Here is a 21,016-nt window from a genome sequence, read left to right as displayed (position 1 = left end):
GGGTCCGGCACCGAGCGGCGCGGGTCGGCTGCCGAGCCACCTGTCCCGTGGCGAGCCCGCGCTCCCCGTACCGAGCCGCGCGTCCGGCGCCACCCGCACCCCGCCCGGCCCTCGCCCCAACCGCCCCCGCTACCAGGCGAGTTCGGCCCAGACGACCTTGCCGGTGTCGGTCCACCGCACCCCCCAGTGCGTGGTGACCTTGTGCACGACGTACAGGCCGCGGCCGCTGTCGTCGAGCAGCCCGGTGCGGCCCAGCCGCGGCCGGCCGTTGCCGGTGTCGCCCACCTCGCACAGCAGGCCGTGACCGTCCTTGATCAGCCGTACGGTGATGGGCCCGGTGGCGAAGCGGCCGGCGTTGGTCACCAACTCGCTGATCAGCAGCAGCGCGTTGTCCCGGGTCTCGTCCTTGGCCTGCCACTGCCGCAGCCGCGTGGTGGCCAGGGCGCGGGCCTGGGCCGCGGCGTCGGCGCGGGCCGGCAGCCGCCAGGTCGCGATGTCCCGCTTGCGACGGCCGGTCATCCGGGCGATCAGCAGCGTCATGTCGTCGCGCAGCCGGCTGCGCGTGGTGAGCTCGGTCACCAGCCGCCGCGTGGCCTGCTGGAGGTCGTCCCACGGGTGCACCCTGCTGACTGTCTCCGCCAGCCGGTCGATGCCCTCGTCGATCGACACCGCCGGGTCCTCCACCAGCCCGTCGGTGTAGAGGGCGATCAGTGATCCGGGGGGCGCGGCGAACGTGTGCGTGACGAACGGCTCGCGCAGGGCGAACTCGGTGCCCAGGCCGGGGTGGGGCGGCACCGCGAGGATCTCCGGGGTCCCGTCGGGCAGCACGAGCACCGGCGGGAGGTGGCCCGCGCTGGACATCACCACCTGGTGGCCGACCGGGTCGTACACGGCGATGCAGCAGGTCGAGCCGAGGGCGCTGTAGCCGGCCGCCAGGCCCGCCTCCGCGTCGTCCAGGAGCGTGACCGTCTCGTCCAGGTGCTCCAGCACCTCGTCCGGCGCCAGCCCCGCCGACAGCAGCGCCCGGGCCTCCATGCTCAGCTGTCCCATCGCCGCCGCGGCCGCCAGCCCGTGCCCCACGACGTCGCCGACCACCAGCGCGGTACGGCCGCCCGGCAGCGGAAAGCTGTTCACCCAGTCGCCGCCGACGCCCGCGCTGTCCGGGGTGGTGGGCTGGTAGACGCTGGCGACTTCGATGGTGTCGCTCCCGGCGCGCGGCAGCAGCCGGCGCTGAAGGGCCAGCACCTGGGCGTGCTCGCGCTGGTGCTGGCGGGCCAGGTCGACGTGGTGGGCGGTCCTGGCCGCCAGTTCCTGCAGGTCGAGCAGTTCGCTCTCCCGGAACGGCCGGTCCGGCCGGCGCCATATCTCCGCCACGCCCAGCACGATGGGCGGCTTGCCGCCCTGGCCCTCCAGGACCAGGGGTATGCACACCAGGCTGGCGGGCCGGTCGCCGGGCACCAGGGCGCGCACCAGCCGCGGATCGCGGAGCGCCCGCTCGATCACCTCGCGGTCGGGGATGACGATCGGCCGCGCGACGTCCTGGCGCCGGACCGCGATGGCCAGCAGGCGGCTCGCCTCGCCGGGGAGGTTGTCGCCGGGCGTCAGGTAGCCGTCCGGCCACGCCCGGTCCGGCACCAGGGCCGCCCGCCGCAGCCGGATACGCCCCAGCGGCTGCTCGGTGACGGCCTCGCCGGTCCACACGGCGTAGTCGAGGTCGACCGCGGCGACGTCCGCCCAGGCCAGCAGGGACTGGGCCAGGGACTGCGCGGTCTCGCCGATGTCCAGCGAGGTCCCGATGGCGGTCTCCGAGGCGTACAGGTGCAGCCGCTTGGCCATGGCGATCAGGGAGACGGTCAGCCCCTCCTGGGGCGCCGCGGCGGGCAGGATGCTCATGGAGACCACCAGCTCCGTGCCGTCGTCCCTGCGCAGCCGCTGGACCCGGGCGACGTGCGGCTCCCGGGTCTCCATCACCTGCCGCAGCCGCCGGGTGACCGTCGGGATGTCCCCGGGGGGCAGCAGGTCGGAGAAGGGCCGGCCGGCAGCCACCGTCAGCCCCTCGAAAGCGGGGGCCTCCAGGTTGCAGCGGGTGATGTTCAGGTCCCGGTCGACGTCGACGGAGCCGAGGATCTGCTCCTGGCTCTCGGTGGCGGGCTCGGCACCGTCGGGCCCTCCCGCGCTCTGCGAAGCGGCAGGACCGACCGCCGTCCGGCCGCCCTGCGGGCCGTAGTTCCCCAGGGCGCGGCTGACCTGATCGGACGGCAACGAAGACGAGGGGGATGGTGTCGAGTCCATACGGCTCTCTCAGCTCGCTCGCCAGCCCCCGGCGCATGACCGGAGGCATACCCGAGTTTCCACGTGCGAAGAAGCCCCGAGATCCCCTACCGCACACCCATTGAATAACACTCGAAGCCGCTCTGCTCGCAAGATCGATCACGCAGCGAAAGCGCGTGGTCACGCCATGCGCGCCGCGCCGCAAAATCCCCGGAGTGGCGCCCGTGAACGCGCCGCGGAATCGGAGGTCGGACCGGTCCGGTCGGGGCCCCGGGTCCACCGGATCGACCCAGCCGACCGGGCTCACCCGGACTCACCCGGACTACCCGGACCACCGGGACCGCCCGGCTCCGGGGCACCGGCGGAACCCACCCGACTACAGGCGTGTAGACGTAAGAGCCTCGTTCTGACTAAGGTATGCCTTCGCTAAGAACGGTCGGACCCGCCGGTCCGCTACGAGGAGCGAGACACATGTGGGACGACGCGTTCCCGAGCTTTCTGATCGGGCTGCGTGAGGGACTGGAGGCGGGCCTGATCGTCTCGATCCTGATCGCCACCCTGGTGCGCGCCGACGCGCGAGCGCGGCTGCCGCAGGTGTGGACGGGAGTGCTGGCCGCGGTCGCCCTGGCGATGAGTTTCGGCGCGGTCCTCACCTTCACCGCCGCCGGCCTGTCGGCCACCGCGCAGGAGGCGTTCGGCGGCACGCTGAGCGTCCTGGCCGTCGCGTTCGTCACGGCGATGGTCTTCTGGATGCGCCGCTCCGCACGGCATCTGTCCGGGGAGATCAGGGAGAAGGTCACCGCCGCGCTCGCCATGGGCTCGGGCATGCTGGTGGTCACCTCCTTCCTCGCGGTGGGCCGCGAGGGCCTGGAGACCGCGCTCTTCCTGTGGACGACGGCGCGCGCCGCGGGCGAGTCCACCGGGCCGATGCTGGGCGCCGGCATCGGTCTGGTCATCGCCGCCGGCCTGTGCTGGGGCCTGTACCGCCGGGTGCTGAAGATCAACCTCACCCGGTTCTTCACCGCGACCGGCGCCGTCCTGATCGTGATCGCCGCCGGGGTGCTGGGCTACGGCCTTCGCGACCTCCAGGAGGGCCGGGTGCTGCCGGGCCGCACCGCGTACGCCGTCGACCTGAGCGGCCACGTCGACGCCGGTTCCTGGTACGCCACCCTCGTCCAGGGCGTGCTGAATCTGACCCCCACCATGACATGGCTCCAAGTCGCCGCCTACGTCGTGTACTTGGCGGTGGTGATGACGCTCTTCGTCCGAGGAGTCAGAGCGCCCCGCGCACCGGCCGAACGGCCGCACGCCGCCGCCGGGTCCACCGCCGCGCCCTCCACCGGCGGCTCCGCTCCCTCCACCGGCGCCTCGCCGCAGCCGAAGGGCGCGAACGCGCCGGAGGAGGCGGGCGCACCGGCCGCCGGCCCCTCCCCCGCCGCCACGGGCCGAACGCGGCGGCGCCCCGCCTGGGCCGTTCCCGTCACGGTGATCGCCGTGCCCACGCTGGTCGCCGGCCTGGTCGTCGCCCTCAGCGACGGCAAGCCCGCCGGCGCCCAGACCGTCGCCGTCTCCGAGTCGGACTGCGGCAAGGGCTTCACCGCGCCCGGGACCGGCCGCCGGACGTTCCAGATGCACAACACCGGCGGCAGGACGTCCGAGGTCTACCTCGTCGACCCGGCCACCAACGCGGTCTACGGCGAGATCGAGGGGCTGGCCCCCGGCACCACCCGGGACCTGGTCGCCACCGTCGGCGCCGGCACCTACGCCTGGCGCTGCGTGCCGACCGGCGGCAAGGCCGTCACCTCGGCCTCGGTACGGGTCAGCGGCAGCGGTACCTCCCGGGCCGTGCTCCCGCTCGCCGAGTCCGACCTGCGACCGCCCCTCGCGGCCTACAAGGCGTACGTGGCCGCCGGTCTCACCACCCTCGTCCGCCAGACGGACACGCTCACGGCCGACGTCCGGGGCGGGCGGCTCGCCGCGGCACGCGCGGACTGGCTCACCGCCCACCGCACCTACGCGTCCCTCGGCGCCGCGTACGGCACGTTCGCCGACTTCGACGGGCAGATCGACGGCCGTCCCGACGGGCTGTCGGGCGGGATCGGAGACCCGCGCTTCACCGGTTTCCACCGGATCGAGTACGGGCTGTGGCACGGCGAGTCGGCGGCCGGCCTGATGCCGTACGTGCAACGGCTCGGCAGCGACGTCCGCGAGCTGCGTACGGCCTTCCCCGGACAGGACTTCGACCCGTCGGACCTGCCGCTGCGCTGCCACGAGATCCTGGAGAACACCCTCCAGTTCGAGCTGACCGGTGCCACGGACCAGGGCAGCGGCACCAACCTGGCCACCGCGGACGCCGACCTCGCGGGCACGAAGGAGTTGCTGCGCGTGCTGCGTCCGCTGATCTCCGCGCGCGATCCGCGGCTGCCGGCGACCGTGGACGCCGATGTCGCGCGCCTGCAGGCGCTGCTGGACGCGGCCCACCAGGGCGCCTCGGGCAAGAGCGCCTCGGGCAAGAGCGGTTCCGGAAACAGCGGCGGATGGACTCCGGTGGAGTCGCTCGACCCGACCGCCCGGGCGCGGATCAACGGGGCCACCGGACAGCTCCTGGAAGACCTCGCCCCGATCCCCGATCTGCTCGAAGTCCGCAAGTCCGGCTGATCCGGGGCCCCTTCGGCGTCCCGCCGACCCGCGCGCCGCCGTCGGCACGACCGCGTCCGTACCCGTACCACCGCATCCGTACGACCGACCACCCCCGTATGACCACATCCGTGGACCGCTCGACCGGCAGCGCCGCTCGGGAGGTCCGGAAGGGACGCCGTCCATGCCCGACTCCGCTCACCCCGAGCCCTCCCAGGGGGGCTGCCCGAGGGACGCCGGCCGCCGGTCGTTCGTGAGGACGGCGCTCGGTGTCGGGGCCGGGGCCACCGCCCTGGCCGGCGGCGGCGCCGCCGTCACCACGGCGCTCGGTGGCGACAGCGCGCACGCGGCCGAGCCCGGCCGGGCGGCACCGGTCGCCTTCCACGGTGCCCACCAGGCCGGCATCACCACGCCGACGCCGGCCGCCGCGGCCTTCGTGTCGTTCGACGTCATCGCCGACACCAGGGCCGAACTCGCCGGCCTGCTCCGCACGATCACCGACCGCGCCCGTTTCCTGACCGCCGGCGGCGCCCCGGCCGACCTCGGCGTCGGCGCCCCGCCCTCCGACAACGGCATCCTCGGCCCCACGGTCCCCGCGGACGCGCTGACGGTGACCGTGGGCGTCGGGTCGTCCCTGTTCGACGACCGCTACGGCCTGTCCGCCGCGAAGCCGCGCCGGCTCGCGCCCATGCGCACCTTCCCCAACGACAACCTCCAGGCGGCGGAGAGCCACGGCGACCTGAGCCTGCAGATCTGCGCCGGCAGCACCGACACCGTGCTGCACGCCCTGCGGGACATCGCCCGGCACACGCGGGGCGCCATGCAGGTCAAGTGGCGTGTCGACGGTTTCCACAGCGCGCCCCGGCCGACCGGGACCCCGCGCAACCTGCTCGGCTTCAAGGACGGCATCGCCAATCCCGACGTGGCGTCCGGGCGGGAGATGGACCGGCTCGTCTGGGTCACCGACGCGCTCGGCGAACCTGCCTGGGCCCGCGGCGGCAGCTACCAGGTGATCCGGATCATCCGGATGCTGGTCGAGTTCTGGGACCGGGTCTCCCTCACCGAGCAGGAGAAGATGTTCGGCCGCCGCAAGGACACCGGAGCCCCGCTCGACGGCGCCCAGGAAGGCGACACGCCGCAGTACGCCAAGGACCCGCACGGCAACGCGATCCCGCTCGACGCGCACATCCGGCTGGCCAATCCGCGCACCGCGCGCAGCGACGACTCCCGCATCCTGCGCCGCGGCTTCAACTACGACCGCGGCATCGACGCGGTGGGCGATCTCGACATGGGCCTGGTCTTCTGCTGCTACCAGCAGGACGTGGTCCGGCAGTTCGAGGCCACCCAGACCAGGCTCGTCGACGAGCCGCTGGTCGACTACACCTCGCCGGTCGGCGGCGGGTACTTCTTCGCGCTGCCGGGCGTACGCGACGCGAAGGACTGGCTCGGACGCGGACTTCTCGGCGCCTGACGCGCGCCCCTCGCTGTCCACCGCCGCGCCGAACGTCTACAGTGCTGTAGACATTCGGGTCCGCCGGAGCGGCCCGACCCGGCAACGGATGCGGAGCGGCAGCGCGATGATCCCAGCGTCCACCGTCAGCGGGGCCTCGCCCCGGCACCGGCGCGGCCTGTGGCCACGCCGTACGCGGGTCGCGGTCGCCCTGTGCGGATGCGCCCCGCACCGCGGCGGCTCGCCGTGCGGCCGGACCGGTTCCGGGCCGCGGCCCGGCCGGGTCCGCCGGGCCGGGCCGGCGCTCGCCCTGTTCGCGCTGTTCGCGGCCCTGTTCGGGCTGCTGCTGTGGGCGCTGAGCGCGCGCGACGGCGCACCGATCGGACCCGACCGGGTCCTGCACCACTGGGCGGTGGCCCATCGGTCGGCCGATCTCACCGCGGTCGCCCACCTGCTGGACTCGACCGGGGCCGGCCCGCTGCCGTACATCGCGGTGATGCTGGCCGGCTGGACCGGGTGCGCGCACCGGACGGCTTCGCGGCGGGAGGTGTCGGCGGCCCTCGGCGCGGTGGTCATCCTGCTGACCGGGCAGGCGGTCCGCCTCGCGGTCGTCTTCGCGCTGGCCCGGCCCCGACCGCCGGTGACCGACTGGGCGGTGCTCAGCACCGACTGGGCGTTCCCCTCCGGGTACGCCACGACGTCCGTGCTCACCGCGGGACTTCTCGCCTGGGCGGTCCTGCGCAGCGACGCGCCCCGCGGGGCGGTCCGGTTCGACGTGCTGGCCTGCCTGCTGTGGGCGGCCGCCATCAGCGCCACCCGGATCTACCTCGGCGTGCAGTGGCCCACCGACGAGCTGGGCGGCTGGCTGCTGGGCACGGCGTGGCTCGCGCTGACGCTGCCGATCCTGTCCAGACTCGCCGGACCCGCCGGCCGGAGCCTCTGACGCGCCTCGCCCGTCGGCCGTGCCGACTCGCCTCGCGGGAAACGCCGTTGAGCGCGCGGGCGCCGGCCCGGGAGACTGCCGTCATGGGCTCCCGGCGCTTCGTCTTCCTCGACCCCGACGGCAGCGCCGGCGGATGGCTGTACGCGGTCGTCGAGGCGGCGACGGGAGTGGTCTACCAGCAGCAGTACGGCGGGACCGCCTGCCGGCAGGGGCAGGTCGAGGGTTTCCTGGTGCCGCTCTTCGAGCCGGACGGGCTGGACGCGCTGCGCGAGCTGTTCGAGCGGGACTTCCGCGGTGCGGGCACCCGGCACAGCACCTGGCCGGACGCCAGGCGGGAGCGGCTTCGCGGCATCATCGGGACTCTCCGCTACTGGGTGTCCGACGGGACCAGCGAGGAGCCGTACCCCCTGCGGCTGGACGACAGCCGGTTCGGTGCGGCCGACGAGGCATGGGTACCGGTGATCACACCGGACGGCCCCGCGATGCTGGTGTGGCTGAACTCCGACTGACCGGCCGCCGCCAGGGCTCCCGGCAGCGGGCTCGGGTACGCGGGGAGCGCGGGGAACTCGGGGAATGCGGCGAACGCGGCGAACGCGGGGACTCGGGGAATCCGACGTGGCGGCCCGGAGCCGCGCGCGGGACCTGCCGCGGCTCCGGGATGCCCGTACACCGTGGGACGGTCAGCCCTTGGCGCCCTTCGGCACCGCGTTCATCACGGCGGTGCTGCTGCGCAGGACGTCCTTGCACAGAGAGACGGTGCCGGTGTTGTCCACGTACTTGGCCGAGACCCAGTTGGAGTTGTCGCGCAGCAGGTACCAGATGTCGTTGCCCGCGATGTTCTGGGCGTGGACCTTGCAGCGCAGGCCGACCTGCTGGTGGTACGCGAGGGAGCCCTTCACGGACGAGTCCGTGCTGGGGAACTGGCGCTGGACGACGCCGTCACCGGCGACGACGGTGCCGTACGGGCGGGCCGGGGTGGCGGCCTGGGCGGCCGTCGCGCCGAGCAGCGTGGTGCCGAGCGCCACAGCGGTGGTCAGCGCGCTCGCGCCGACGATGATGCGGCTGCGGAGAGTGGGAAGAGCAGCGGATGTCGCCAAAGGACTTCTCCTGTTCCAGATGTGCGGGGAGACGCATGGGCACCGCCGAACGTACGCCGCACAATATCCAACAACTAGGATAAATCGCCGTGTTGGGCCGAACGTGCGAGGCACTCACCCGTCTGCGGGTACCGGCGCCGCCCGGAAGGGGGCGGTGGTGCGGGAGGGGCGCCTCCTGGCTGGTGGGCAGGCGCGGCCCCCGACGCCTTCCGTCCGCCGGGGGGAGAGCCCGACCCGGCGAGGAGCCGACGGAGACGGTGTGCCGGGAACCGGATCACCTCTGACACGTTCCGGGATGTGGGCGGTGCCGAGCCAAAGGCACCCGGGCGATCTAGGCTGGCGGGTGCAGCTGGTTCGCCCTGCCCGCCAGGCAGGCGCGTCGTAAGAGGGAACCCGGTGGGAATCCGGGACTGCCCCGCAGCGGTAAGTGGGAACGATCGCCGCCATCAGCACTGGGTCCGCGGCGCGGACCTGGGAAGCGACGGCCAGTAGGTGCCTGCCCCGGCAGGCGTGCCCACGAGTCCGAAGACCTGCCCGTTGCCCGTACGCGACCGATCGCGTGCGGATGTCCCGGTGACCTCGTGGGCGGGTCGGCGCACATGTCAGGCGGTGGAGCGTCCTCGAACCGGGCGTGTTCGGTCCGTCCTGTTCGCCGCCTTCGCGTCCGCGTCCCGTCTCCGGGATGCCAGGGAGACATCTCGCGAAGGAGATTTCCGTGTCAGCAAAGCCCGCAGCCGCGGCAGCACGGGCCACCGTGTACGGCTACCCCCGCCAGGGACAGCACCGGGAACTGAAGAAGGCCGTCGAGGGCTACTGGAAGGGCCGGGTCACCGCGGACGCCCTCCGGGAGACGGCGGCCGGACTGCGCCGCGCCAACTGGCGGCAACTCGCCGAGGCCGGCGTCCACGAGGTGCCCACCGGCGACTTCTCGTACTACGACCACGTCCTGGACACCAGCGTCATGGTCGGCGCCGTCCCCGAGCGGCACCGTGCCGCCGTCGGTGCCGACCCGCTCAACAGCTACTTCGCGATGGCCCGCGGCACCCAGGACGTGGCGCCGCTGGAGATGACGAAGTGGTTCGACACCAACTACCACTACCTGGTCCCCGAGTTGGGCCCGGACACGGTCTTCGCCGCCGACTCCGCAAAGCAGGTCGGCGAGCTGCGGGAGGCCCTCGCGCTCGGGCACACCCCGCGGCCGGTGCTGGTCGGCCCCGTCACCTACCTGCTGCTCGCCAAGCCCGCCCCCGGGGTGCCGGCCGACTTCGAGCCGCTGACCCTGCTGGACCGGCTGCTGCCGGTGTACGCCGAGGTGCTCGCCGACCTGCGGGCCGCCGGCGCCCGGTGGGTGCAGCTCGACGAGCCCGCCCTGGTCCAGGACCGTACGCCCGCCGAGCTGGACGCCGCCGCCCGCGCCTACCGCGCGCTGGGCACTCTCACCGACCGGCCGAAGCTGCTCGTCGCCTCCTACTTCGACCGGCTCGGCGAGGCGCTGCCGATCCTGGTGAAGGCCCCGATCGACGGCCTGGCCGTCGACTTCACCGGCGCGGCCGCCGCCAACCTCGACGACCTCGCCGCCGTCGGCGGGCTGCCCGGCAAGCGGCTGGTGGCCGGCGTCGTCAACGGCCGCAACATCTGGATCAACGACTACGAGACGTCGCTGGCCACCCTGGCCACCCTGCTCGGCCTCGCCGGCCAGGTCGACGTGGCCGCCTCCTGCTCCCTGCTGCACGTGCCGCTGGACACCGCGCCCGAACAGGACATCGACCCGCAGGTGCTGCGCTGGCTCGCCTTCGCCCGGCAGAAGACCGCCGAGATCGTCACGCTCGCCAAGGGCCTGGCGCAGGGCACCGACGCCATCGCCGCGCAGATCGCCGCCAACCGGGCCGACCTGGCCTCCCGCGCGGCCTCGCCGATCACCCGCGACCCGGCGGTACGCGCCAGGGTCGCGGCCGTCACCGACGCCGACGGCCGCCGCGCCCAGGCGTACCCGCAGCGCGCCGCCGCCCAGCGCGCCCACCTCGGGCTGCCGCTGCTGCCGACGACCACCATCGGGTCGTTCCCGCAGACCGGCGAACTGCGCGCCGCCCGCGCCGACCTGCGGGCCGGCCGGATCGACCGGGCCGGCTACGAGGAGCGGATCAGGACCGAGATCGGCGAGGTGATCGCCTTCCAGGAGCAGACCGGCCTCGACGTCCTGGTGCACGGCGAGCCCGAACGCAACGACATGGTGCAGTACTTCGCCGAGCAGCTCACCGGCTACCTCGCCACCCAGCACGGCTGGGTGCAGTCCTACGGCACCCGCTACGTCCGCCCGCCGATCCTGGCCGGCGACATCTCCCGGCCCGAGCCGATGACCGTGCGCTGGACGAGCTACGCCCAGTCGCTCACCTCGCGCCCGGTCAAGGGCATGCTCACCGGGCCGGTCACCATGCTCGCCTGGTCCTTCGTCCGCGACGACCAGCCGCTCGGCGACACCGCCCGCCAGGTCGCCCTCGCGCTGCGCGACGAGGTCACCGACCTGGAGGCGGCCGGCACTTCGGTGATCCAGGTCGACGAGCCCGCGCTGCGCGAGACCCTGCCGCTGCGGGCCGCCGACCGTCCCGCGTACCTGGCCTGGGCCACCGAGTCCTTCCGGCTGACCACCGGCGCGGCGGGCGCGGCCACCCAGATCCACACCCACATGTGCTACGCCGAGTTCGGCGACATCGTGCAGGCCATCGACGACCTCGACGCGGACGTGATCAGCCTGGAGGCCGCCCGCTCCCACATGCAGGTGGCCGACGAACTGGCCGGCCACGGCTACCCGCGGGAGGCCGGCCCCGGCGTCTACGACATCCACTCCCCCCGGGTGCCCGGCGCGGACGAGGCGGCCACGCTGCTGCGCAAGGGCCTGGAGGCGATCCCCGCGGAACGCCTGTGGGTCAACCCGGACTGCGGGCTGAAGACCCGCGGCTGGCCCGAGACCAAGGCGTCGCTGGAGAACCTGGTCGCCGCCGCCCGCACGGTCCGCGCGGAACTGCCCACCGCCTGAGCCCCGGTGGGCCGGGAGGGAGCCGCGCGGTTCCCTCCCGGCCCGCCCGGCGCGGGGGTCGCCGGCGCGGCCACCGGAAGGGCGCGGGCTCTACGGGTGCCGGCGGCTTTACGGACTCCGGCTTTACGGGTGCCGGCCTTACGAGCTCCGGCCTTATGGGCGCCGGCCCTACGGGCGCAGGTCGAGGTTCTGGTAGATCTCCGTGGTCGCCTTGGAGAAGTTCATCGTCATGAAGTGCAGGCCCGGGACGTCCTCGGCGATCAGCCGGCGGCACATCTCGGTCGCGTGCTCGATGCCGATCGCCCTGACGGCCCGCGGGTCGTCCTCGGCCGCGAGCATCCGCTCGGCGAGCCCGGGCGGGAAGGCGGCGGTGCTCAGGCTCGGGATGCGGCGCAGCGAGCGGATCGTGGTGACCGGCATGATCTCCGGGATGATCGGCGTCGCGCACCCGGCGGCCGCCACCCGGTCGCGCAGGCGCAGGTAGGCGTCCACGTCGAAGAACATCTGGGTGATCGCGTAGTCGGCGCCGGCCCGGCACTTGGCCACGAAGTGGCGGATGTCGCTGTCCCAGTCGGGCGAGCGCGGGTGCCGCTCGGGGAAGGCCGCGACGCCGACGCAGAAGTTGCCGGACTCCTTGACCAGTTCCACCAGTTCGGCCGCGTACGCCACGCCCTGCGGGTGCTTCACCCACGGGCCGAGCGGGGCGCCGGGCGGATCGCCGCGCAGCGCCAGCACGTTGCGGACGCCCTGGTCGGCGTACTGGCCCAGGACGTGGCGCAGTTCGGCGACGCTGTGGTCGACGGCGGTGAGGTGGGCGACCGGGGTGAGCGTGGTCTCCTGCGCGATCCGCCCGGTGATGTTGACGGTACGGCCGCGCGTGGAGCCGCCCGCGCCGTAGGTCACCGACACGAAGGTCGGCGCCAGCGCCTCCAGCCGGCGGATCGCCGTCCACAGGCCGGCCTCCGCGGCGGCGCTGCGCGGGGGCATGAACTCGAACGAGTAGGAACGGCCGCCCGCCGCGAGGAGATCGCGGATGGACGGTGCGTGTTCCGCCTGCGTGCTGGGCACCCCGTAAGCCATACGTGCAGGTTAACGGCCTGGCGGCGGCCTCCGGCGGACCGTCCACGTGGTGATATCGGGGTCGCGGCGGGACCCGGGTGGCGGTCCTGGGCGGCGGTGCTGGGCACGGTCGCGGGCCGGCGGTCGCTCGGCCGCGGCCGGTGGGTCAGGCGCGGCCCGGTGGGTCAGGCGCGGCTGTCCTCGGTGCGGCCGGTGCGGCGCAGCAGGTAGGTGTCCATGATCCAGCCGTGCCGGGCGCGGGCCTCCGCGCGGACCTGCCGGATGCGGTCGGCGACGTCGGCGAGCCGCCCGGAGACCAGGAGCTCGTCGGGCGTGCCGATGTAGGCGCCCCAGTAGATCCACACGTCGTCGCCCTCGATCCGGGTGAACGACTCGTGGGCGTCGAGCATCACGACGACGTCGCCGTCGCCCTGGCGGTCACCGCCGCCGCTGGCGGTTCCCTCGCCGGCTCCGTCGCCGACCGCGTCGCCTTCGCCGGTCGGGAAGAGCTCGGCCAGCCGGCGCGCGGGCGTGATGTGGACGGGCCGGCCGACCTGGTTGAGGCTGGTGCGGTGCCGGGCCGCCAGCGCGGAGACGCTGCTGATCCCGGGCACCACCTCGACGTCGAAGCCGACCGTGCCGCGCGCCGCGATCTCGTCCAGCATGCTCAGCGTGCCGTCGTACAGCGCCGGGTCGCCCCAGACCAGGAACGCGCCGGCCTGGCCGGGCGCCAACTCGTCCCGGATCAGGCGCTCGCAGGCGTCGGCGCGCCGGGTCCGCCAGTCGTGGACCGCGGCGGTGTACGCCTCGCGGCCCGCCGCCGACCGGTCGCGCGGCGGGTCGTCCAGCTCGACGACGCGGTGCGGCCCGTCCGTGTGCTCGTCGATCACGCTGCGCCGGAAGTCCGTCAACGACGACTTCGCCGGGCCCTTGCCGATGAGGAAGAAGACGTCGGTACGGCGGATGGCCCGCACCGCCCCGAGCGTCAGGTGGTCGGGGTCGCCGGCTCCGATGCCGATGACGAGGAGGTGGCGCTGCTCCGTGCTCATCTGCGGGCTTTCCAGGTGGGTGGTCGAAAGGCCGCTGGTCCGCGGCTGTCACGCACCCGGCAGGGGCGCGCTGCACGAAGCGTACGCTGCCCCGCGCGCGGGCCGGCCGGTGGTATCCCGCCCGCGGACGACCCGCCGGCGCCGGGCGGCGCCGGCGGGTCGTCCGCGGGTCAGGACGAGGCGTGGCCGGGCGCCGCGCCGGTCGGGGTCTTCTCGCCGGCCTCGATCGCCACCGGTAGCCGGTTCTCGGCCGGCGGCAGCGGGCAGGTGGCCAGGTCGGTGTAGGCGCAGGGCAGGTTGGCGGCCCGGTTGAAGTCGACCAGCACGGTGCCGTCGGCGTCGGGCGCGGCCACCGTCAGCGAGCGGTTCGCCGCGTACGTGGTCACCCCCGAGGTGGCGTCGGTGAACAGGACGAGCAGGCTGCCGGGGGTCCGGCCGTTGAAGGCGGTCAGCCGGTGGGTGGTGCCGTCCAGTGCGAACTCGACCTCGCCCGGGGCGTCGTAGACGTGCTGGAGGCCCTCGACGACGGCGCCGACGGTCGTCGGGCGCGGGGTGTCGAACGGCAGGTAGCGGCCGGTGCGGGCCCAGCGCGGGTCGGGGGCGTAGGCGGGGGTGCCGGTGAAGGCGGTCAGCAGGGCGTTGTCGGGGTGGCGGGGGCGCAGGATGTCGTGGCCGCCGCGCTTGGCGACCTCGATCACCGCGTCCCCGGCGGCGGGGAACAGGCCGCCGCGCTCGGCGATCACCCCGAAGTCGTGGCGGCCGCGCAGCACTTGGCCGTCGAGGGTCAGTTCCTCGCCGTCGTCCAGTTCCACCACCACGCCGTCATGGGTGCTGGACCAGGCGCCGGGCGCGTCCGGGAAGCGGGTGGGGGTCGCGTCCAGCCAGCGCAGGCTGGTGATGGCGAGGAAGCCGTGCGGATCGGCGAGCACCCGCTCGTGTGCGGCGTGCCACTCCTCCCACTCCCGGGCGAAGCTCGCGCGGTCGGTCTCTTCGGCTTGTGCGGTCATTTCGGCTCCTTGGCTTCGACGGGGAGGGCGGGGAGGGCGGCACGGTCGGGGTGGTCGGCGCGGTCGGAGGGAAGGGAGTGCGCGGTGTGGCCCGGGCGGGCCTGCGGGGCGGGGCCGGCCGGGGGCGTGACGCCGGCCGGGGCTTCCGCGCCGGCGGGGGCTTCCGCGCCGGCGGGGGCTTCCGCGCCGGCGGGGGCTTCGGCGCCGGCGGCGGCCTCTTCGAGCCGCCGGAACCGGCTGGCGTGGAAGACCAGCGGCGGCGCGTCGTGGTCGGCGTCCAGCGCGTGTACCCGCAGCAGCACGATGTCGTGGTCGCCGGCCCGGATGTGCTGCTCGATGGAGCAGTCGAACCAGGCGCTGCCGCGGTCCAGCAGCACGGCGCCGTCGGCGGTGGCGTGCCAGTCGAGGCCGGCGAACCGGTCGGTGCCCCGCGCGGCGAGCTGGGCGCAGTCGCGTTCCTGGTCGGCGCCGAGCACCGTGACGCCGATCCGGGTGCGGTCGGACAGCGCCGGCCAGGTGGTGGAGGTGTGCGCCACGCAGACCGACAGCAGCGGGGGGTCGAGGGAGACCGTCGTGAAGGAGTTGGCCGCCAGGCCCACGGGCGCGCCGTCCACCAGGGCCGCGATCGCGGTCACGCCGGTCGGGAACGCGCCGAACACCCGCCGGAGTTCGGTGGAGGCGAACGCGCCTTCCTCGGAGGGCAGTCGGCGCTCAGGCCGGGCGGCCACCGGCGTCCGTCCGGTGCCCTCGGCCCGGTGCGCGGCGGCGGGCGGCCGGACCGGCTGCCGCGGGCTGTGCGTCTCGCGCCGCTCGTCCCTGCACTGCGCCCTGGTCGTCGTCATCGTCGCTTCCACTCCTCGGCCAGCAGTTGGTAGGAACGCACCCGGTCGGCGTGGTCGTGGGTGATGGTGGTGATCACCAGCTCGTCGGCGCCGGTGGCGTCGCGCAACGTCTCCAGCTGGTCGGCGACCTGCTGCGGGGTGCCGACGAACTGCGTCTCGACCCGGTCCGCCACCAGGGCCCGGTCCTCCTCGCTCCAGGCGCGGGCGCGGGCCTCGTCGGGGGTGGGGAACCGGATGGCGCCCGCGCCGGTGCGGATGCTGTGCACCCAGGGGCCGTAGCCGGTGGCCAACTCCCGTGCGGTCCCCTCGTCCTCGGCCACCACGACGTCGGCGGACACGCTCACGTAGGGCCGGTCCAGCTCCGCCGACGGCACGAACGCCGCCCGGTAACCCTCCGTCGCCTCCAGTACGGTGGCCGGGCTGACGTGGTAGTTCGCCGCGAACCGGAGGCCGTGGGCGCCCGCGGTCTGGGCGCTGATGCCGGCGCTGCTGCCGAGTATCCACACCTGGAGGTCGGCGCCCTCGCCGGGCACGATGTGCGCGGCGGCCCCGTTGTCCGCGATGTAGCTGCCGGCCAGCAGCGCGAGGATGTCGGCGATCTGCTCGTCGTACGGCTGCGGTTCGGCGCCCGGCTGGGCCAGCAGCTTCTGGTGGAGCACGAAGCGGGGCGAGGTGAGCAGCCGCTCGAAGGAGAACCGGGCGGGTATCCGCAGGCCGTTCGGGGTGCGGCCGTCGACCACCGGGGTGGTGGCGGTCAGCGCCGGCTGCCGGGCGGCGGCCGGCGGGGTCTTCCCGCCGGAGCGGCCCAGGCCCAGGTCGAACCGGCCCGGGTGCAGGGCGTCCAGCAGCCCGAACTCCTCGACCGTGGACAGGGCGGTGCGGTGGCCGAGCTGCACCGCGCCGGCGCCGAGCCGGATGGTGCTGGTGGCGGCGGCGGTCAGGGCGAGCACGACGGCCGGGGAGGTGCCCGCGACGCCGGGGTTGAGGTGGTGCTCGGCGAACCAGTAGCGGGTGTAGCCGAGGCGCTCGGCGTGCTGGGCCAGGTCGATGCTGTTGCGCAGCGCCTGGCCGGCGGTGGAACCGGAGGAGATCGGCACGAGGTCCAGGACCGCGAGCGGGGTGTGTGCCACGGTGGTGCTCCTTGTCAGGCGGTGGCGGCGGAGGAGGCTGCGGTACCGGTTGCGGCGCCGGCTGCCGAAGTGGCTTCCCGAGCGCCTGCCGAGGTGGCTTCCGGGGTGGCTTCCGGAGCGCCGGCGGCGGCCTCGACGCCGACCGGGCCCCAGGTCCACGGCGGGTCGGGGATGTCCCGGCGCAGGGTGGGGGCGATGTCGGACTGGAAGAGGGCGAGCGCGTCGCGGTGCTGGGCGTCGGTCAGGCCGTCGGCGTCGGCGTGCAGGTGGAGCACGGAGTGGCCGAACTGCTCGTGGTAGCGGTGGACCTTGTCGATGATCTGCTGCGGGCTGCCGATCAGCGCCGAGCTGCGTTCGACGAAGTCCTCCAGGGTGGGGAAGACCGGTTCCACGCCGAGCTGCTTCTGGAAGGCGAGCCGGCCCTCGAAGACCGGGCGGTACGCGGCGATCGCCTGTTGCGAGGTGCGGGCCGCGTAGTAGCCGGCGCTGCCCGCGCCGACGGTGGCCAGCGCCGGATCGTGGCCGTAGTGCTGCCACCGCTCCCGGTAGTAGCGGACCAGTTCGGCGTAGGGCTCGATGGGGTTGGTGACGTTGGCGGAGAAGAGCGGGTCGCCGTAGCGGGCGGCCAGGTCGACCGACTCCCGGCTGGTGGCGCTGCCGTGCCAGACCCGGATCGGCTGCTGGAGGGGGCGCGGCCACACCTCGGCGTCGTCCAGCTCGGGCCGGAACCGCGGGCGGGCGGTGGTGCGGTCCTGCCGCCAGATGGTGCGGAAGAGTTCGTAGCTCTCGGCGTTGCGGTCCCACTGGTCGTCGGTGCTGACGTGGAACAGCTCGCGCTGGGCGGAGCCGTTGCCCTTGCCGACGATCAACTCCAGCCGTCCGTCGGAGAGATGGTCGAGCGTCGCGTAGTCCTCGTAGGCCCGCACCGGGTCGAGCAGGCTGAGCGTGGTGACCGCGGTGAACAGCCGGATGCGCGAGGTGAGGGCGGCGATGTGGCTGAGCACCACCGGCGGCGAGGAGGAGATGAACGGGCGCTCGTGGCGTTCCCCGACGCCGAACCCGTCGAAGCCCAACTCCTCTGCCAGCAGGGCGTTGTCGACGACCTCGCGGAACCGGTCGCGGGTGGAGGTGCGCACGCCGGTGACCGGGTGGGGCGCGTGCACGATCAGGGTGATGGCGAGGAACTTCACGACGCCGCCTTCGTCCGGCCCGCGGTGACCGGCCGGCCCGGGTGGGCCAGGCCCAGGTGGTCGCGGAGCGTCTCACCCTCGTACTCGGTGCGGAAGACGCCGCGTTCCTGGAGCAGCGGCACCACGGTGTCGGCGAACTCGTCGATGCCGCCGGGGGTCAGGTGCGGGGCGAGGATGAAGCCGTCGCTCGCGTCGGCCTGCACGAACGCGTCGAGTTCCTGGGCCACTTGGGACGGGGTGCCGATGAAGGACTGCCGCCCGGTCAGCTCGATGACCAGCTCGCGCAGCGAGAGCTTCTTCTCCTCGGCGACGGCCCGCCAGCGGGCGACGGTCTCCCGGCGGTCGTCCCGGTTGGCGTCGGCCCGGCCGCGCACGATCGGCTCCGCGCTGTCGTCGTAGCGCGGCTCCACCTCCGGCAGCGGCCCGTCCGGGTCGTACGCACTCAGGTCGCGGTTCCACAGGCGTTCCACGAAGGTGATCGCCGTGGCCCCGCTGACCTGCTGGTGCCGGATCACGTCGGCCTTCTCGCGCGCGTCGGCCTCGGTGTCGCCGAGCACGAAGGTCACGCCGGGCAGGATCAGCAGTTGCTCGGGCGACCGGCCGTACTTCGCCAGCCGGCCCTTGACGTCGGCGTAGAACGCCTTGCCGGCCTCCAGGGTGCCGTGCCGGGTGAAGATGGCGTCGGCGGCCGAGGCCGCGAACTCCCGGCCCTGCTCGGAGTCGCCGGCCTGGAAGACGACCGGGTGGCCCTGCGGGCTGCGCGGCACGTTGAAGTGGCCGCCGATGTCGAACTGGTCGACGCGGTGGTCGAACCGGCCGGGCCCGGGAGCGCGGAGGAAGGTGCCGTCCGCCTGGTCCGCGACGATCTCGTCGCCCTGCCAGGAGTCCAGCAACTCCCTTACCGCGGTGAGGAACTGGCGGGCGCGCTCGTAGCGGTCCTCGCGGGCCAGGTAGCCGCCGCGGCGGAAGTTCTGCCCGGTGAACTCGTCCCACGAGGTGACCACGTTCCAGGCGGCGCGGCCTGCGGACAGGTGGTCGAGGGAGGCGAACTGCCTTGCCACCTCGTACGGTTCGTTGAAGGTGGAGTTGATGGTGCCGGCCAGGCCCAGCCGGTCGGTGACCCCGGCGAGCGCCGCGAGCACGGTGAACGTGTCCGGCCGGCCGACCACGTCCAGGTCGTGGATGCGGCCGCCCTGCTCGCGCAGCCGCAGCCCCTCGGCCAGGAACAGGAAGTCGAACTTGGCGCGTTCCGCGGTCTGCGCCAGATGGACGAAGGAGCTGAAGTCGATCTGGCTGCCGGCCGCCGGATCGCTCCACACGGTGGTGTTGTTGACGCCGGGGAAGTGTGCGGCGAGATGGATCTGCTTGGGCGTGCTGCTCATGCGGGGTCTGCCTCCTGGGGCTTCGCGCGGGGTGGGGCTCAGGCGGGGGCGTAGCGGTTGGCCGGGCGCGGCAGTCCGAGCAGGCCGCGCAGGGTGTCGGCCTGGTACGCCTCGCGGAAGGCCCCGCGGCGCTGGAGTTCGGGCACCAGGTCGCGGCTGATCCGCGCCAGGTCGTACGGCAGGGTGGCCGGCCGCAGCCGGAACCCGGTCAGCCCGGACCGGGCGAACTCCTCCAGCTGGTCGGCGAGTTCGGCGGAGGTGCCGGCGAAGACCAGGGCGTCGCCGGCGTACGGCGCGTCCAGCCGGGCGTCCAGCCGGGCCCGGCGCTCGGCGGCGCGGCCGGGTTCCTCGTCGAGCAGGACCACCAGGTCCGCGAAGACGTGAACGGTCTCGCCGGCCCGGCCGGCCCGCTCCTGCGCCTCGCGGATCTCGGTGACGATCGCCGTCGCCTGGCCGGTGTCGTGCGGGGTGGTGAAGCCGAGGTCGGCCGATCCGGCGACCAGCCGGAACGGCTCGGTGCGGTGCGCGAGCGCGGCCACCACCGGCTGGCCCTGCGGCGGGCGCGGCGTGATGGAGGGGCCCTTGACGCTGAAGTGCGGGCCCTCGAAGTCGATGTAGTGCAGCTTGTCGCGGTCGATGAAGCGGCCGGTGGCCACGTCGCGGATCTCCGCGTCGTCCTCCCAGCTGTCCCACAGCCGGCGCACCACCTCGACGTAGTCGGCGGCCTCGCCGAAGAGTTCCGCCAGCAGCGCGCGTCCGGCGGGCGAGTCCAGTTCGGTGACCGGCAGCCGCGGCAGGCTGCGCCGGCCGAAGTGCGCGGCCTCGTCCGCCCGGGCGGAGACCCGCACCTGCACTCCGGCCCGGCCGCCGCTGACGTAGTCGAGGGTGGCGACGGCCTTCGACAGGTGGAACGGCTCAGTGTGGGTGACCACCGCGACCGGCAGCAGGCCGATGTGCCGGGTCAGCGGCGCGATCCGGGCCGCGGTCAGTACGGCGTCCAGCCGGCCGCGCACCTGGTCGGTGCGCTCGTCGGGGCCGGTGAGCAGGGTGGACTGCAGGCCGAGCGAGTCCTCGATGGTGACCAGGTCCAGCAGGCCGCGTTCGGCCTCGGCGGCCAGGTCGGCCCAGTACGACGCGGTGAACAGGTCGGCGGGCCGGGCCTCGGGCTCCCGCCAGGCCGCGGGGTGCCAGCCGGCGCCGTCGAGGGCGACGGCCAGGTGGAGGGGGGTGGTGGATCGGGACATGGACGTACCGCTTCCTGCTCGGACGGCCGCGGGCGCGTGGCCGGGACGTGGAGGTCGGGGCGTGAGGTGGGCGGGGCGTACGGCGTGGGCGTACGACGGGGGTGTACGCCGTACGGCACTGGACGGAGTACGTGATGCGCGGGGCCGACGGGACCGTGCGGGGCGTGCGGAGTGCGGGGTGCGGCGGGCACGGCATGCGCGGCGTGCTGCGTGCCGCGTACGACGAGGGCAGGCCGAACGGGTACCGGACGGGGCCCGCGCCGGGAACGGGGTCCCCGGGTGGGTCGGCGGAAGGGAGGGGTGCGCGCGGAGCGCGGGGTGCGGAAGGGTCAGCCGGCCTGACGCGGCGGCCGGACCGTCGACGCGCCCGGACACAGGGCGCCGGCGACACGTTGCAGGTCGATGTGGCGCCGTGAGTACGTGACGATGCCGGAGGCGGTGACGGGGGCGTTGCCGGACATCAACTGCTCGCTGCTGCCGCGCACTTCGCCACCTCCCACCTCGATCGGCTCACGCCTGTTCGAGCTCGCGCTTGCCGAGCCGTCTTCGGCTCCGCCGGGTCGTCACCTGGAGCACCCCACCGCGACAGGAGGGTTGCCGGTCAGCCGGCCAGGGCCTTGGTTGCTGACGCTCATGACCTGCAAGCACGGTAACTCCGTCGCGCGGTCGAACACAATCCCC

16 protein-coding genes and 2 riboswitches are annotated in these 21,016 nt (G+C 74.1%); of the genes, 5 read left to right on the top strand and 11 right to left on the bottom strand.

Annotated features, from left to right (window positions below):
- Positions 1–129 precede the first annotated feature (129 nt).
- Positions 130–2,292 (bottom strand): SpoIIE family protein phosphatase, encoded by a 2,163-nt coding sequence (locus OG896_RS32895; RefSeq protein WP_329371200.1) that lies wholly within the window; start codon positions 2,290–2,292, stop codon positions 130–132.
- A 450-nt stretch (positions 2,293–2,742) separates the two neighbouring features.
- On the opposite strand from OG896_RS32895, the gene efeU reads away from it, so the two are divergent.
- From efeU to OG896_RS32875, 4 genes are all read left to right on the top strand, one after another.
- Entirely contained in the window at positions 2,743–4,929 is a 2,187-nt protein-coding gene (gene efeU, locus OG896_RS32890; protein WP_329371198.1) for an iron uptake transporter permease EfeU, read from the top strand.
- A gap of 163 nt (positions 4,930–5,092) precedes the next feature.
- Positions 5,093–6,379: an iron uptake transporter deferrochelatase/peroxidase subunit gene (gene efeB, locus OG896_RS32885; protein WP_329371196.1), complete on the top strand. Its 1,287-nt coding sequence runs from the start codon at positions 5,093–5,095 to the stop codon at positions 6,377–6,379.
- A 106-nt stretch (positions 6,380–6,485) separates the two neighbouring features.
- The gene (locus OG896_RS32880; protein ID WP_329371194.1) at positions 6,486–7,301 is read left to right on the top strand and encodes a phosphatase PAP2 family protein; all 816 of its coding nucleotides are present in this window, start codon (positions 6,486–6,488) and stop codon (positions 7,299–7,301) included.
- 83 nt (positions 7,302–7,384) lie between these two features.
- Entirely contained in the window at positions 7,385–7,810 is a 426-nt protein-coding gene (locus tag OG896_RS32875; protein ID WP_329371192.1) for a DUF6210 family protein, read from the top strand.
- 171 nt (positions 7,811–7,981) lie between these two features.
- On the opposite strand, the gene OG896_RS32870 is transcribed toward OG896_RS32875, so the two are convergent.
- Positions 7,982–8,398, bottom strand: a complete 417-nt coding sequence (locus OG896_RS32870) for an SH3 domain-containing protein (RefSeq protein ID WP_329371190.1) — start codon at positions 8,396–8,398, stop codon at positions 7,982–7,984.
- 333 nt (positions 8,399–8,731) lie between these two features.
- Positions 8,732–8,950, top strand: a riboswitch (cobalamin riboswitch).
- Positions 8,951–9,113: 163 nt separating this feature from the next.
- Here OG896_RS32870 and metE point away from each other — a divergent pair.
- Entirely contained in the window at positions 9,114–11,432 is a 2,319-nt protein-coding gene (gene metE / locus OG896_RS32865) for a 5-methyltetrahydropteroyltriglutamate--homocysteine S-methyltransferase (RefSeq protein WP_329371188.1), read from the top strand.
- Positions 11,433–11,600: 168 nt separating this feature from the next.
- Here metE and metF read toward each other — a convergent pair whose 3' ends face one another.
- The 9 genes from metF to OG896_RS32820 form a co-directional block, all read right to left on the bottom strand.
- Complete coding sequence (gene metF, locus OG896_RS32860) at positions 11,601–12,512, bottom strand: methylenetetrahydrofolate reductase [NAD(P)H] (RefSeq protein WP_329371186.1); 912 nt, start codon at positions 12,510–12,512, stop codon at positions 11,601–11,603.
- 164 nt (positions 12,513–12,676) lie between these two features.
- Positions 12,677–13,540 (bottom strand): precorrin-6A synthase (deacetylating), encoded by an 864-nt coding sequence (gene cobF, locus OG896_RS32855; RefSeq protein WP_329371184.1) that lies wholly within the window; start codon positions 13,538–13,540, stop codon positions 12,677–12,679.
- 170 nt (positions 13,541–13,710) lie between these two features.
- Positions 13,711–14,547, bottom strand: coding sequence for a DUF1684 domain-containing protein (locus OG896_RS32850; RefSeq protein WP_329371182.1), 837 nt, complete (start codon positions 14,545–14,547; stop codon positions 13,711–13,713).
- Positions 14,544–15,389: a flavin reductase family protein gene (locus tag OG896_RS32845; RefSeq protein ID WP_329371180.1), complete on the bottom strand. Its 846-nt coding sequence runs from the start codon at positions 15,387–15,389 to the stop codon at positions 14,544–14,546. The genes OG896_RS32850 and OG896_RS32845 overlap by 4 nt, the downstream gene beginning before the upstream one ends.
- Complete coding sequence (locus tag OG896_RS32840; protein ID WP_329371178.1) at positions 15,386–16,519, bottom strand: LLM class flavin-dependent oxidoreductase; 1,134 nt, start codon at positions 16,517–16,519, stop codon at positions 15,386–15,388. The genes OG896_RS32845 and OG896_RS32840 overlap by 4 nt, the downstream gene beginning before the upstream one ends.
- A gap of 14 nt (positions 16,520–16,533) precedes the next feature.
- Positions 16,534–17,709 (bottom strand): LLM class flavin-dependent oxidoreductase, encoded by a 1,176-nt coding sequence (locus OG896_RS32835; RefSeq protein ID WP_329371176.1) that lies wholly within the window; start codon positions 17,707–17,709, stop codon positions 16,534–16,536.
- Entirely contained in the window at positions 17,706–19,091 is a 1,386-nt protein-coding gene (locus OG896_RS32830) for an NtaA/DmoA family FMN-dependent monooxygenase (protein WP_329371174.1), read from the bottom strand. The genes OG896_RS32835 and OG896_RS32830 overlap by 4 nt, the downstream gene beginning before the upstream one ends.
- 38 nt (positions 19,092–19,129) lie before the next feature.
- Positions 19,130–20,335 (bottom strand): LLM class flavin-dependent oxidoreductase, encoded by a 1,206-nt coding sequence (locus tag OG896_RS32825; protein WP_329371172.1) that lies wholly within the window; start codon positions 20,333–20,335, stop codon positions 19,130–19,132.
- A 329-nt stretch (positions 20,336–20,664) separates the two neighbouring features.
- The gene (locus tag OG896_RS32820; RefSeq protein ID WP_328462045.1) at positions 20,665–20,820 is read right to left on the bottom strand and encodes a putative leader peptide; all 156 of its coding nucleotides are present in this window, start codon (positions 20,818–20,820) and stop codon (positions 20,665–20,667) included.
- A 38-nt stretch (positions 20,821–20,858) separates the two neighbouring features.
- A riboswitch (SAM riboswitch) is annotated at positions 20,859–20,974 on the bottom strand.
- Positions 20,975–21,016: the final 42 nt, after the last annotated feature.

Origin of the sequence: Streptomyces sp. NBC_00669 (genome assembly GCF_036226785.1) — a bacterium.
Taxonomy (GTDB): Bacteria; Actinomycetota; Actinomycetes; order Streptomycetales; family Streptomycetaceae; genus Actinacidiphila.
The sequence above is the reverse complement of the archived record's forward strand: the minus strand, read 5'-3'. Positions and strand labels throughout refer to the sequence as shown.